Annotated in this window: 8 protein-coding genes; 3 read left to right on the top strand and 5 right to left on the bottom strand. The window is 50.5% G+C overall.

Going from position 1 to position 14,444, the window contains the following annotated elements:
- Window positions 1–188: 188 nt before the first annotated feature.
- The 5 genes from CFK45_RS10265 to CFK45_RS10245 form a co-directional block, all read right to left on the bottom strand.
- Window positions 189–1,109: a methylenetetrahydrofolate reductase gene (locus CFK45_RS10265; RefSeq protein WP_096086352.1), complete on the bottom strand. Its 921-nt coding sequence runs from the start codon at window positions 1,107–1,109 to the stop codon at window positions 189–191.
- Between the two features lie 83 nt (window positions 1,110–1,192).
- Window positions 1,193–3,601, bottom strand: coding sequence for a glucan 1,4-alpha-glucosidase (locus CFK45_RS10260; protein WP_096086351.1), 2,409 nt, complete (start codon window positions 3,599–3,601; stop codon window positions 1,193–1,195).
- Between the two features lie 4 nt (window positions 3,602–3,605).
- The gene (locus CFK45_RS10255; RefSeq protein ID WP_096086373.1) at window positions 3,606–5,072 is read right to left on the bottom strand and encodes an MFS transporter; all 1,467 of its coding nucleotides are present in this window, start codon (window positions 5,070–5,072) and stop codon (window positions 3,606–3,608) included.
- A 128-nt stretch (window positions 5,073–5,200) separates the two neighbouring features.
- Window positions 5,201–6,730 (bottom strand): tryptophan halogenase family protein, encoded by a 1,530-nt coding sequence (locus tag CFK45_RS10250; RefSeq protein ID WP_096086350.1) that lies wholly within the window; start codon window positions 6,728–6,730, stop codon window positions 5,201–5,203.
- A gap of 137 nt (window positions 6,731–6,867) precedes the next feature.
- Window positions 6,868–9,690 carry a TonB-dependent receptor gene (locus CFK45_RS10245; protein WP_239923631.1) on the bottom strand — a complete coding sequence of 941 codons (2,823 nt, stop codon included), beginning with the start codon at window positions 9,688–9,690 and terminating at the stop codon, window positions 6,868–6,870.
- Between the two features lie 538 nt (window positions 9,691–10,228).
- Here CFK45_RS10245 and CFK45_RS10240 point away from each other — a divergent pair.
- From CFK45_RS10240 to CFK45_RS10230, 3 genes are all read left to right on the top strand, one after another.
- On the top strand, window positions 10,229–11,884 hold the full coding sequence (locus CFK45_RS10240; RefSeq protein ID WP_096086348.1) for an alpha-glucosidase: 1,656 nt from the start codon (window positions 10,229–10,231) through the stop codon (window positions 11,882–11,884).
- A gap of 238 nt (window positions 11,885–12,122) precedes the next feature.
- A complete protein-coding gene (locus tag CFK45_RS10235; RefSeq protein WP_096086347.1) occupies window positions 12,123–13,154 on the top strand; it encodes a LacI family DNA-binding transcriptional regulator in 1,032 nt (343 codons plus the stop codon).
- A gap of 328 nt (window positions 13,155–13,482) precedes the next feature.
- Window positions 13,483–14,259: a substrate-binding periplasmic protein gene (locus CFK45_RS10230; protein ID WP_204378449.1), complete on the top strand. Its 777-nt coding sequence runs from the start codon at window positions 13,483–13,485 to the stop codon at window positions 14,257–14,259.
- Window positions 14,260–14,444 lie beyond the last annotated feature (185 nt).

Genomic DNA, 14,444 nt, shown 5'->3' with positions numbered 1-14,444 from the left:
GGTTGTTCCAAATAAGCGACAAACAACACAGAGAGCGGGATGAGGGGCACAACCCGAAGGGCTGGGCCTGAATATCCGCCCAGATGCGTTACTTATCGCTTATTTAGCTTGCTAAACTGCGCTCAAAGCGCCTTTCTGGTCGAATACTCAGGCTCCAGCAGAGCGTATTTAATTAGTGTTAACAGGCCCTAGTTGGCGTTTAAGCTTTGAATAACCGCATCCAACAGCTGAATCGATGCATCAATTTCCGCTTTTCTCACCGCAACACTTTCAATGTTACAGCCGATAGGCAGTTGTTTTTTGCGGGCAAAGTCGAGCAGCTCAAGCCAGTTTTCCATACAAAAATCGACCGAACTTGCCAGAATATCGTCGGCGTGGCGCAGCTCATTTTCAAGCCAGCGCGGCACACTGATGCCGAGCCATTTCATAAATTCGAGTGTTTTGGTTGAACCGCAGGGCGTTAAGGTAAAAATAATGGGCACCGGCTCAAGCGCCTGCTCCTGGCAGAAATAATAATAATCCGACAAAAAGTTTTTAGACGCATTTAAATCATAGACACCCTGGGAAATAAAAAAGCTGCAGCCACTTTGCTGCTTGTGAGCAACACGCAGGTGCTCATCGTGTTTTTTACTGTGACGCTCTGGAATCGTTACACCACCTAAGAGCAAATCAGGGCGCAAACTGTTTCTCAGCGCATAGGCCTGATCAACACTCAAGCTCACTTTTTGGTCTTTGCTTGCGGCGCCGACAAAAACGCTCATTTCGCTGTTGCTATCGAGTGCGTTAATAAAATCAGACAGTTGATCTTTGCTGTATTTGCCAACTGCGCGATAAATAATTTTGGCTGTGTTTATCGCCGCGAGCTGTTCGCGGGCATAAGCAAAATTATCGAGCGTTTTAATATAGGGAAATGGGCGCTCAACATCTGTGCGCTCAGCTTCGTCCTGAATATCGTACAGCACCAAACCATCGATGGCTTTGTTACTTAAACGGTGTATTTGGCGCTCAGCGATGGCCTGAATTTTCTGTGCATCGGTGCCCTCTTTGGGCGGCACAATGCCGTACAGCACAATGCCGTGTTTTTTATTCTGAATTTTGTCTCGCAACATGCGGGCTCACCGTAAATCAAAGGCCCGCATTTTAGCAAGATTCGCCCCTTAGTGTTAACAGGCCCTAGGACAAACAGCACAAGCTACTTTTGATAGCGATCGGCAACAATCGAATAGTGATCCCATACTTTTACATCGTGCAAAGAGCGCAGCAGTTTTACATATTCGGCGTGCGTCCACGCTAACGGGGTGGCTGAGTTGGTGCCCTGGCCCTTGTTAAACTGGCGCTTGCCGCTGCTGCCAACGCCGTCCCACACTTGCTCGGGCAGCATCAAACCTTCGTTTGCAAAAAACTCCATGGCTGCAACATAGGTATTGCGAAGCTCTGTGATATCGGCATTTTCACCAGCCGCTGCCAGTTCGTAGTGTCCGCGCTCACCACTAAAGAAAGGCCACACCCGGCCGCGCTGGCTCGGCCTGTGTTTGCCGCCCTCGGAATAGGCCATGCCCTGGGTGGTATCTTCACCGTAACCGTCTTCGCCATAACGGCGCCAACCGGGCAGCTCTTTGCCCTCGTGCTCAAATAGATACTTGACCCGGTATTTGTGCTCGAGCTGTTGGTTGTCGAGCTCGGGCAAGCTGTCTAAGACATAGCTGTTGTCTGGCGCGCGCACCCCGTAACGCACCAGCTCAAGAAAGCCGCCGTCGAGTATATTTTTTTCGTAAATCACACCGCGGCCATTGCGATCTTCCAGCGGGCCGTTGTCATTAGGGTCACTGGAAGCGTTAATGCGCAAATAATAGCGCCCGTTACCGCCTTGCTCACGAAAATGGCCACTGGTGGTAAAGGTCAACTGTTCGAGCGAAGCCTCGTAGTTATCGGCGGCCTGCAGCCAGCGTTTGTGCGCGGCAAGATCGCCTTGCGCCTGGGCGATATCCGCCGCCGCAACCAGGCCGGCAATCGTCGCTGCTATCGTCGACGGCGAGTAGCCCTTTTGCTCTTCCCAGCGCTCTTGCTGGGTATAAGGCGGGCGCAAGTCGTAGTGGTTCCAGTCAATATTTACCTTGCCACCAGTAACTAAAAAGTCGGCCGCGGGTTTTAACATCTGCTCGTACCAATACGCGAGCTCTTGCTCGCTGAGCACCTCTAGCTGCCAGAGTTTCCACGCCAACATCAGCGGCATGGCGGTTTGATCAAGCTGCACTGCGACCCACTCGATGGTGCCGTCGACATGGGTTTTCTGTAAAAACCAACCGCCCTGGCCTTTATTTTCCGGCATCTGCTCGCCGACCTGAATTTTTTTCAGATAGCTAAATGCCACCTTGGCAGTATCGCTGTCGCCAAGGGCCAGAAAAGCCATCGCACACTGATAAAAATCTCGTGGCCAAACCGCCTTGTAACCGGTCGATGACTGCGCAGCGCTAACTTTGTCACCCCAGGGGTTCGACAGTGAAGCAATTAAAGCACCGCTGTGTGTTTTATCTTCCTGAGCTTTGAGCACCAAGGCGCTGGCGTACAGCAGTGCGCCGCCGTCAAGGCTCTCGGCTGCAAGCGTATCGAGACTGTCTAAACTGACCAGGTAGTCCTGCCAGCCGACGCTGTCACCGATACCGTTGTAGGCCGCCAACACTTTTTCATAACCCCGCTGGCGACTTTGCTCGGCCGCGTACTTGGCCTGCTGCTCAGAACCTGCAAAACTCAACAAAATATCGATAGGCGATGAAAAATCATCGTTCGATATCAGCTCAGCAGCAAGCGCAACATTACCGCTTTGCTCAGAGCTGCTTGTGTATTGCCAATCGAGCTTGTTGTCAGCCAAATCGCTCAGTAAGTCACTGACCCCGACAAAACCGACACTGGCGTTAGCAAGCGCCGCCCCTGCATACAGCCCCATCACCTGCTCACCCTGCGATGCGTACAGGCTTTGAGTATTTTTTTCACTGACAACGCGAGCGCGGTCGCCCTCACCGGTATTGCCAATATGCGGGTTGGCGTAAACAAATAAACGCAGGCCCGCTTGTTTGGGTTTAAATATTACTCGGTGCCAGAGCACATCGCGCTCAGGGTCCGTAAAGATATGTTTTTCAATACTGTACAGGCCTTGCTTGTCAGTATTAACAATTTTATACGCCAGCGATAAAGGCCGGCCCTGCGCATCTTTATAGAGGTAGTCTATTTCTGAATTCGTCGCGGTATTTTCAACATCAACAAAGTCGTCGCCGACAACCACCAGCTGCATATCTTTTAACTGCGCCTCGTGGATCATGCCGTACATGGTTTCAGTTAACACACCTTCGGCAACTGAAAACCACAGCTTACTCACCGCGCCTGTGTTAGCTTCGCTGCTGTGCTGGCCGTCGACATAGGCTTCATACGAGGTACCTATGCCGGTTTTTGCAGAGTAAGCCCAGGTTGAAGCCCGCCCGGGCGCGCCGGGTGCGACATCGCCAGCATGTGTTATATCGCGCTTTAGCTCAGTATTTTTATTGTCCGCACAGGCAAAGAGCAGGCTGCAAAGAAAAGCGGCGGCCAGCATACGAGATTTATTCATAACATCACTCCGATTCAATTCTTAAAGTCAGAATGGCCGCAGCCAACCAAAACACAGCAGCTAAAACAAAGGCGTAGATTGCCGAGCCGCCAAACAGAAATTTAACCAACGCGCCTAAAACACTTGCCGCCAACAGTTGCGGAATCACAATAAAAAAATTAAATATGCCCATGTACAGACCCATTTTGTTTTGTGGGATAACATTGGCGAGCATCGCATAGGGCATAGACAAAATACTGGCCCAAGCAACACCGACAGCAAACATGCTAATAATAAGCAGATGTGCGTCCGGCAAAAAAACAAAGCTGAAAAAGCCCAGCGCGCCAATAAACAAACACAGTGCATGAGTGAATTTTGCGCCTTTCCAGCGGGACAACGCCGCAATCGCAATGGCGGCAATCGCTGCAAAACCGTTGTAGCTTGCAAATAAAACTCCGACCCAATCAGCCCCTTTATTGTAGGCCTCGGAGCTGGCATCGGAGCTGTGAAAAAAATGCTCGGTCACCGCTGGTGTGGCATAGATCCACATTGAAAACAGCGCAAACCACGAAAAAAATTGCACCAGCGACAGCTGCCGCATTTTTCCCGGCATGGTGTTTAAATCATAAATTATCTGAAACAGCGCGCGCTGATGTTGGCCAGTGGCCTGCATTTGTCGGCTCAGATACAGCAAACAACCGTAAGCCATCGCACCGATGGCAATAATATAAAGCTCCCTCTGCCACGCTAGCATGGCGATACACAGCAAAAAAACAAAACCGCTTAGTATCCAATAGGCCCAGTTTGCGCCAAACATCTGGTTGCGTGTTTCATTACCGCTATCACCGTGAAAGCGCTTTAGCTCTTCATCGCTGTATTCGCGACTGCTGACAACCGTCCACATCACAGAGACAAACAATACCGCCGCGCCCCAGTAAAATGCATAACGCACAGAAGCGGGGACCACACCGGATTCGGCGGTATTAGCGACATCAAAATAAGTATTTAAAATCCAGGGCAGTGCCGATGCGATCACCGCGCCAATGCCAATAAAAAAGCTTTGCATGGCATAACCAAAGGCGCGCTGTTTTTTTGGCAACATATCACCAACAAAAGCGCGAAAAGGTTCCATGGTAATGTTGATTGATGCATCGAGCACCCACAGCATGCCTGCTGCCATCCACAAATACGAGGCGTTAGGCATGAACAGCAAAGCAATGGTTGTCAACACCGCGCCGACAACAAAAAATGGCCGGCGCCGACCAAAACGAGAGCGGCAGCGATCGCTGTAGTAACCCACCAAAGGCTGCACCAGTAGCCCGGTCAGAGGCGCCGCCACCCACAGGCCTGCAATATCGTGAACGTCGGCACCGAGTGTTTGGAATATACGGCTCATATTGGCATTTTGCAGCGCAAAGCCAAATTGGATGCCGAGAAAACCAAAACACATATTCCAGATATGCCAGAAACTAAGCTGAGGTTTATTATTCATTTCGTATTCTCTTTTCTCTGCCTGCATAGTATGCACGAGCATCTTTTTGCTCAAGCACCTACATACGTATTCAAGCCCGGGCCCGCTTAACACGAATTAAATGCGTGCTAAGCCCCGGCCTGAAACACTTAATCCGCGGTAAATTTTTCAATAAATTCATCGTGGCCGGGCATGGCTTGCACAAGCTCCGCGTAGTTTTGTTTGATGCTTTCCAGCCAGGCTTTTAGCTGCTCACTATCGGGCGCATTGGCAAGCGGATGCCAGGCCTTGGGCTCAACACCCTGCCCCAATAAAACCTGCATCCAGCTCGCATCGTGAAATAAATCGTCCTGTTCGCGCTGAACGTAACCAGTATTTCGAAACATGGTAATTTTCCGGCTTAGCGACTCCGGCACAGACATATGGCGAAGATCCTTCCAAAACTGGCTATCGTCTCGCTGATTGACGTGATAATGCAAAATAATAAAGTCGCGTATTTGCTCGTATTCCAGTTTTGACAGGCGGTTGTACTCATCGACTGCACTTTGCTCAATTTCCTGAAACGGGAAGAATTTAAGTAAACGCACAATCGCACTTTGAATTAAATGGATGCTGGTTGACTCAAGCGGCTCGATAAAACCACTGCTAAGCCCAACCGCCACAACGTTTTTATGCCACTGTTTTAAACAGCGCCCCGGCTCAAACGACAACAGACGCGGTTCGGCCTCTAATTCACTGTCAATATTATTAAGCAACAACTGCCGGGCCTGATCTTGTGAATAATAGTGACTGCTGAACACCAAACCATTGCCGTTTCGGTGCTGTAGCGGAATGCGCCACTGCCAGCCTGCTCCATGGGCAATCGCGCGCGTATACGGCAGTGTTTTTTCAAGGCGCCGACTCGGCACCGCTAGTGCGCGATCGCACGGCAACCAATGCTTCCAACTCTGGTAGCCGGTATTTAATACCTTTTGCATAAGCAGCGCCCTAAAGCCGCTGCAATCGATAAACATATCGGCCTCTAAACGCCGGCCATCTTCGAGTATAACGGCCTTGAGCCTACCACTATCGGCATCGCGTTCGGCATCAACAAACAGGCCTTCAATGCGACAAACACCATCGCGCTCTGCAATTTTTCTTAAATACCGTGCATATAGGCTCGCGTCAAAATGATACGCGTACGGCAATTGTAAACCCTGGGCATTGGCCGCTAGTTTGGCGAACTTATTTTGACTGGCAACAAGATAATTGAGGTCGTAGTCCCAAACGCTATCCCTACAGATGCCTTCGGCGCGGGCTCGACTTAAATAGTGGTGAAACTGGCAGAAAGCGCGGCTCTGCCCCGCTGCACCAAAACTGTGGAAATACGCAGAGCCGGGCTTTTTCCAATTCTCAAATTTAATCGCAAGCTTTAAGCTTGCTTTGGTTTCTCGCAGAAATTCCGCTTCGTCAAAACCGAGCACTTGATTGACGTGTTGTATCTGCGGTATTGTCGCTTCGCCAACACCGACCGGCGCAATTTGCTCGGACTCAAGTAAACTCAACTCGACTTGCGCGCCCAGTACTTTTTTTAAAAGTGCTGCGGCCATCCAGCCAGCCGTGCCACCGCCGACAATAAGCAGGCGCTTTATTGCTGTTGCTGCAGCATCACTTTGTTTTTGTTGTAACTGCTCACGCATCGCTGGTACTCGCTTAATCGCATTCGCCAATCAACTTATTCTGGTTTGTTTTGAGCACACTGCCAAGAAAAAAAGCCCGCCCGCAAAGGCTGCAGACGGGCTATAGAGGCACTGGGATCCGGCAATGCCTGTGGGGTTTAGAACTTGTAGTTCAAACCAAGAAGGTAATTGGTGCCAAAACTTTGATAGCGAGTAATATGGCGCTCGTCGAGCAGCTCGTCACTGATCGCTGTGGCTTCATCGGTGAGGTTTTGTGCCTGTAAGGTGACCGTAAGCCCCTCAAGGTACGGCACACCACTGCCGCCAAAGTCATAGCCAACTTGCGCGTCCCACAATGTTGCGCCGTCATCGGTGGCATCAACCAAACTCAGGCTAAGGCCCCGGTCTTCGGTCAAGAATTCTGAACGATCGGTACCGCTGATGCGAAACTGAAACCCGGCGCGCTCAAAGTACGCTGTCAACTGATAAATTTCTTCGGATAAACCGGGAATTCTATCTTCTTCACCCTCGTCGACATCGAGCGAGCCATCGGTAAAGGTTGCCGTGGCCAGCACCCCAAATCCGTCGAGGCTATCACTGAAGATATGAAAAGGCAGGCTCGCTTGAAATTCAAAACCGCTGGTACTGCCGGTCAAGCCATCTTCGCGTGTATTGACCACACCCTCAAACAGCACCGGAGGTGTGACACCGTCTTCAGCGACGTGGTAGCCGGGGATATAGTACTGACTGAAGTCTTCAATACTGTCACCCTTCTTGTGCCAATTTTTTAAATCCTTGTAAAAATACGTCGCACCTAATAAGCCGTCTTCGGCAAAATACCATTCGTAGGCGAGGTCAAACTGCGCCACTTCATAGGGGCGCAGAGTTGGGTTGCCCGAGCTCCCAGACCAGGCGCTGTTGCGAGGGTCCGACGGCTCCAGTACTTTGGAGTCATTAAAGGCAAAACTCACCTGATTATTTGGCCGCATATCATCCATACGCGCGCGGCTCATTGCTTTGCTCAAGCCTGTGCGAATTAAATGATCGTCGTGTACTTCAAAAGTTAAATTCAAGCTCGGCAATACTTTGGTATAGGAATCGCTGCCGTCAACCGGGCTTGCATCAACATAGCCGTCTGAACCTGTGACACTGTCCCAGCCGCTGCTGCTTTGTTCGGTATCAACCACTTGCACACCAACATTACCGGTAACCGGCACCGGGCCGAGTTGAGCGCTTAAATCCGCCATGGCATAAAGCGTCAACACAGTTTCATCAACGGTATAACTATCGCCTTTACGGCTGGTTTCTAAGTCCTCAGCTGCAGTGCGAATATAATAATTGTCTTCAAACAACTTAATGCTGTCGTAGGCGATAATATCTCCGACACCGAGAAAACTAAGATCAGCGGTGCCCACAACATACTGCTCCGGTATCGCGGCATCACCGGGATAAGTAGGCGCGGTTAAAAATGCGCCGCGATTGTCTTTGGTCTTAGAGCGGTCGCTGTAGTTCAGACCAAATTCAAGGCCGCTGACGATGCTCCAGTTTGTTTGCCCGCGAGCACTGAGTCGAAATGAGTCGAGGCTTTCATCCCAATCGGGGTTGTTGACAAAACCGTCTTGCGCGGTGTTATCAAAACCCGGTACCGGCGCCAGCGCGCCACCCCAGGCCTGCGGCCCGGCTAGTTTAATTAAGGATTTATCCGTGTAATCGGGCATCGAGATACTGGGGTGAGCACTGAACATCACGCCTTTGTCTGTCATGCGCCACGAACGCGCAGCGGGGTCACCCTGAGAGGCGCTGCCCGCGCGGCCAACACCGGAGTAGCTTTCAACATTGGTAATGTGTTTATCAACTTTGCCGCTGCTGAGATCGGCCTCAAGAGTCCAATCGTCATTTAAATAAAATTCGGCGTTCAAACCGAAGGTCGTAAGCTCGGCCGTTTTTCGTTCGGCGTCATTGCGGATAACCGAGTGAAAACCATCCCAGTAGCCGGAAGTTACCAGGCCATCCTCCACCGAGGTTGCGGTGTAATTTGCTGCACCCCACTCGGCTCCGGCTTCTTCCAGACCGCGAAATACTTTGTCTTCTTTAAAGTCGATATACAGCGCATCGGCTGTCAGGGTGAGTTTTTCGTTGACTTTATACTGAAATACAGCGGTGACCGAGTCGCGCTCCATCATCGCCGAGCGCACAAAACTATCGTGCCCACCGAGCACCTTGGCACCGTTTAAGTCGACACCGTCTGCCGCGTCACCGTTCACTGCATCGGGATAACCCCAACCGCGAAACTGCTGCTCCTGGCTTGGGCTCTCCATCGTTGCCACTGCAACAGAAAAGCCCAGTGTGTCATCGAGAAATTTATCCGAATAGATAAACGATAGGCGATGGCCGTTGTCGTCAAAATCCGGGTTGGCCGATTCCAAGCCGTTTTGCTCTAAGCTGACATTAATGGCCGTGACCGGGCTCGCATCGAGCGGGCGTATCGTTTGCAAGTCAACCGTGCCGCCAACCCCTTGAGTAATCAAACTCGCATCGGGCGTTTTATAAACTTCAACTGCACTAATAATTTCTGCAGGGTAGAGATCGTATTCAACACCGCGGTTGTCACCCATGCCGAGTAATTCGCGACCATTCATCGAGGTGCCGACCCAGTTTTCACTAAAACCGCGAACCGTTAAACCGCTGGTGCGACCATTTTTTCGCTGGCCGGCCAGGCCCGGCAGGCGCCCGAGTGACTCGGCAATGCTGGTATCTGGCAATTTACCAATATCTTCGGCCGAGATGGCCTCAACGATGGAAGTATTTTCGCGTTTAATTTCCTGGCTCTGAGCCACAGCTGCGCGAAAGCCCGTCACCATTACCTCTTCTGCAACCGGCGCGGATGCGGACTCCTGTGCGTAGACAAGTGGGGAGCCTGCCATCATCGCCAGAGTGGAAGCCCAAAGTCGCAAGGGCTGGAACCTAGTCTTTTTCATCATCTCGACCTCATTATTATTTGTAGATCAGCAGTGGTGACGACATTCTTCCCGCGCCACTAGCTCTCTCATGCTCTGCTTGGCATGCCTGCATAGTACGCCTCTTTTTTTTTTGATCTCAAGCACATGCATACGTATTCAAGTGACTTTCCATCGCTGCATACGTATGTTTTAACCCGTGTACTCAAGTACCCAGGCAGGCAAGTCAGCGCGTTAAAACTCTGGCGAATAAAACCTGTCAACCCTTTACATAGTAGTACCGCACTTTGCAGCAGAAAGTAATTACAAGCTCTTAGTAACACGCTTTTAAAGCAGCCGCGCACTAACGTGCGAGGTATTAACAGCGACGCCGTAATAACAGTAATGATAATAAAAAGCTGATTGTAAAATCAGCGAGCATTTTGCAGCCTTGTTTACATGAGAAAGAGCTATATGCGGCGAACAATCACTCGCGCATACGTATGCAGGCTATTGTGATTGGGCCCCTGGTCGCTGTAACGTGCGCAACTGTGGTTTGAACAGAATAATTAACGGAGTAGTCATGAGCGACGCACTCTGGTGGCAAGGCGCTATCATTTACCAAATTTATCCGCGCAGTTTTATGGATGCCAACGGTGATGGCATTGGCGACTTGCGCGGCATTGAAAAAAAACTCGACTACCTTGAAAAGCTCGGCGTCGACGCATTGTGGATTTCCCCGTTTTTTTTAAGCCCAATGAAAGACTTTGGCTACGATATTGCCGATTACCGGCAAGTGGACCCAATGTTTGGCTCGCTCGAAGACTTTGATCGCCTGACAAAAAAAGCTCACGAGCGCGGCTTAAAGATCATGATTGATCAGGTGCTAAGCCATACCTCAGACCAGCACGCGTGGTTTCAACAAAGCCAGCAGGATAAAAACAATAGCAAAGCTGATTGGTATGTCTGGGCTGACGCAAAAGCGGATGGCACTGCGCCGAATAACTGGCTGAGTGTTTTTGGTGGGTCCGCCTGGCAGTGGCACGAACAACGCCAGCAATATTATTTGCACAATTTTTTAAGCAGCCAACCCGACCTTAACTACCACAGCGCCGAACTTCGCAAAGCGATACTTGGCGAAGTAAAGTTCTGGCTTGATCGCGGTGTCGACGGCTTCCGTTTTGACGCCATTAACTACTGTTATCACGATCAGAAGCTGCGAGATAACCCCTTCAAACCCAGGGCCCAGCGCAAGGCGCGCGGTTTTAGTGAAGACAACCCCTACGCCGCACAGTATCACTACTACGACAACAACCGCCCGGAAATGCTCGACTTTTTGCAAGAGCTGCGCAAGCTTATGGACCAATACCAGGGCATAAGTTCCGTTGGAGAAATTAATACCGAAGACTCGCTGCAATCGATCAGCGAATACACCAGCAAACAGCGCCTGCACTTGGGCTACAGTTTTGAATTGCTCGCCGGCGAGCGCTCTGCTGATTATGTACGGCAAACGGTTAGCACACTGCAAAATAAACTTGAAAACGGCATGGCTTGCTGGGCCATCAGCAATCACGATGTCGAACGCGTTGCATCGCGCTGGTCTGACGACGGCCAAGTAAAACCTGAACAGGCGAGCATGTTATCGATCATGTGCGCCTGCCTGCGCGGCACGATCTGTGTCTATCAGGGCGAAGAACTCGGCCTTGGCGAGGCTCAGTTAAGCAAAGAGCAGTTGCGCGACCCTTTTGGCATTAAATTTTGGCCCGAGTTTAAAGGCCGGGACGGCTGCCGCACACCGATGCCGTGGGACAAAAATAAACAACACGCAGGTTTTAGCCAAGGCTCACCTTGGTTGCCGATTGCTGCCGAGCACCTTGCACACACGGTCGAACAACAGCAGCAACAAAAAAACTCTTGCTTAAATCGCTACCGAGAATTTTTGCACTGGCGCAAGCAGCGAAAAAGCCTGAGGCTCGGGCTTATAGAATTTGCCGAAGCCAAGCAAGACTGCCTTGCGTTTGTGCGGGTCTTTGAAAGTGAATACACCCTGTGTGTATTTAATTTCTCCGCCCAATACCTTGAGCTTGACCTGGGCTTTTTACTGGCACAACTTAAGCTTGATGGCCAAATAGATAACTTACAAAAAATCGACTTGGGCTGTGTTAACGCCCGGATTGACAAGCATACGCTGCAACTGCCCGCCTACGCATTTTTATTAGCCGATATTAACAAGACTTAGTCTTGCCCTTTTTTATAAAAGCGGCTCTTTGAGCCGCTGTTGCCAACAAAAAACGCCTTTTTTTGTTGGCACAGGTGAGAGCCGACTCCACTTCGCCGCGACCAACACTCTGCCCTTCTTACTTGCGGACGAATACACAAAGCTCGACTCTGGTCTTGAGCCCTTCGGCGCTATGCCATAATCTATTGATTCGTAGCCAATAACAAAACAACGATTATAAAAACAGGGATTAGATGGCATGAAAGGCAGCAAACCGACATCTTTTGATATTGCCTATCGCGCTGGCGTCAGTCAGCCAACTGTTTCGCGTGCGCTGCGCAATAGCCCACTTGTCAGTAAAGAAACGCGCGAACGAGTCCAGGCCATCGCCAAAGAACTCAATTACAAAGTGGATATCAATGCCCGCAACCTGCGCGCTCAAAGTGCTAAAACGCTAGCCCTGCTCATCTGTGAAGACCCCGGCAACGGCGACTCACTTATCAACCCTTTTTTTCTGGCGATGCTCGGCAGCATCACAAAAGCCTGCGCCGTGCGCGGCTACGACTTACTTATTTCTTTTCAGCAAGACAGCGAGGACTGGGCCGCCGACTATGAAGATACCCATCGAGCCGACGGCATTATTTTCTTAGGTTACGGCGATTATCAAAACTATGCCCAGCGCATTGCCAAGCTCGACGAAATTCAAGCTCACTTTATTACATGGGGGCCGGTGCTAGAGGGGCAGCCGGGTTTTTTTATTGGCTGCGACAACCGCGGCAGTGCCCACGCGGCGGTGCAGCACTTAATAAAACTCGGCCGCCAGCGCATTGCTTTTCTCGGTGACAACTCAGAAAAAAGCCCCGAATTTCGCGCGCGCTACAACGGCTACACCAGTGCCCTGCTCGAGGCAAAAAAGATTATCGACCCCGCACTACAAGAAAATGCTCAAAGCACGGAACAAAGCGGATACCAAGCAATGAAAAAGCTTATCGATAGCGGCGCAGAATTTGATGCGGTCTTTGCCGCTTCCGACCTAATCGCCTTGGGCGCCTTAAAAGCGCTGAACGAAGTTAACCGCAATGTGCCCCAACAAGTTAGCCTAATTGGCTTTGACGATATCGCCCAGGCTTGCTATTCAAGCCCGTCTCTGACCACGGTAAAACAAGATACTGTGCTTGCAGGGCAACTCTTGGTCGACAAGCTGATCGAACTTATCGATGGACAAACCATAGAGAGTCACCAGCTTAGCGGTGAACTTATTGTCCGCGAAAGCTGTGGCGGGGCCAGCTAATCACGGTAAACGCATGCCCGTTGTCCGTCGCAAACAAAAGCTCATCCATATAGGCAAATGATTGGGGGCGAGTTGATCGGGGCATAGTGCTTAGCCGCTTAGCGCATTGGCTATACTGCTCTAAACAGGTTCGCCCTATTGAGTACCAACGTGATCGGTGCCTGGAGTCATTGCTGCGACAGTGAGAGCATCTATGTCAAAAACAATCAACGCAAACACGCCAAGACTTTCCCGTTCAAAAAACGCGCTGATTGCTGCCCGCTCACTTATAGTGCCGCTTTACCTATTGTTTTGCTTGCCCAATGTAGCCGCGGCTGAAAGCATAAGAATGATAGGTAACTCTCGCGATCACTCCTTGCCGGCTGTTGTACTGCGCCAGGTTGCTCAACGCCTGAACATGGACTACGAGCATCCCTATGAAGACATCGAACGCGTCTCCAGCGCCCGTGCCCGCAGCGATTTAAGCAGCGGTGACCTCGATGTCATATGGGACATGAGCTCGCTAGACATGGAGCAGCAATTTGATGCTATTCACTTCCCCTTATATCGGGGCATACTCGGCATGCGCCTGGCACTTGTGCGCAAGGATCGCAGCAAAATCTTTGCCGGCGTAAAAAACTTGCGCGACCTACAACAATTCCAACCGGGCCAAGGCAGAACCTGGGCAGATACGGCGATACTCGAAGCAAACGGCTTAAGTGTTGTTAAAACGGGCAAATACCAGAATCTCTTTCCGATGCTTGAGGGCGGGCGCTTTGACTATTTTCCCCGCGGCCTCTACGAACCCTGGAATGAGATCCGTGATCACGCCGAACTTGAGCTCAGCGTCGAGCCCAATATACTTATTCGCTACCGTGCGCCTCTATATTTTTTTGTAAAAAAAGGCAATACACGTTTGCACACAATGATTCTGTCAGAACTCGAAGCTATGTTACTGGATGGTTCGTATAATGAATTATTCTTTTCTGACCCTGCAGTTAAAATGGGCATGGAAAATGCCCATTTACGATCTCGCACTATTATCGATTTAGACAACCCATTTTTAAGCCCTAAAACCCCGCTAGAACGCAAAGAGCTTTGGTTTGATCCGCTTCGCGATTATTGACCGCTCGCCCTTATACTTATCAACTATCCCCATAACAGCCCATCACAGCAGCTTAAGCTGCGCGTACTATAATGAAAGCTGAATTTCAAACTGTGCATGGTGGAGCATTGCTATGACATCCGCGACTCAGCAATCTTTGCCATCTTCTTTATTTTGTCTCCTTAATTTTAAACAGCCGTTTATAA

It is taken from the genome of Agaribacterium haliotis, from assembly GCF_002312815.1.
Lineage (GTDB): Bacteria > Pseudomonadota > Gammaproteobacteria > Pseudomonadales > Cellvibrionaceae > Agaribacterium > Agaribacterium haliotis.
This window is presented reverse-complemented; position numbering and strand designations above follow the sequence as displayed.

Coding starts and splice junctions, on each gene's coding strand:
- CFK45_RS10265 (WP_096086352.1), bottom strand. CDS start 1,109: ATGTTGCGAGACAAAATTCAGAATAAAAAACACGGCATTGTGCTGTAC.
- CFK45_RS10260 (WP_096086351.1), bottom strand. CDS start 3,601: ATGAATAAATCTCGTATGCTGGCCGCCGCTTTTCTTTGCAGCCTGCTC.
- CFK45_RS10255 (WP_096086373.1), bottom strand. CDS start 5,072: ATGAATAATAAACCTCAGCTTAGTTTCTGGCATATCTGGAATATGTGT.
- CFK45_RS10250 (WP_096086350.1), bottom strand. CDS start 6,730: ATGCGTGAGCAGTTACAACAAAAACAAAGTGATGCTGCAGCAACAGCA.
- CFK45_RS10245 (WP_239923631.1), bottom strand. CDS start 9,690: ATGATGAAAAAGACTAGGTTCCAGCCCTTGCGACTTTGGGCTTCCACT.
- CFK45_RS10240 (WP_096086348.1), top strand. CDS start 10,229: ATGAGCGACGCACTCTGGTGGCAAGGCGCTATCATTTACCAAATTTAT.
- CFK45_RS10235 (WP_096086347.1), top strand. CDS start 12,123: ATGAAAGGCAGCAAACCGACATCTTTTGATATTGCCTATCGCGCTGGC.
- CFK45_RS10230 (WP_204378449.1), top strand. CDS start 13,483: ATGATAGGTAACTCTCGCGATCACTCCTTGCCGGCTGTTGTACTGCGC.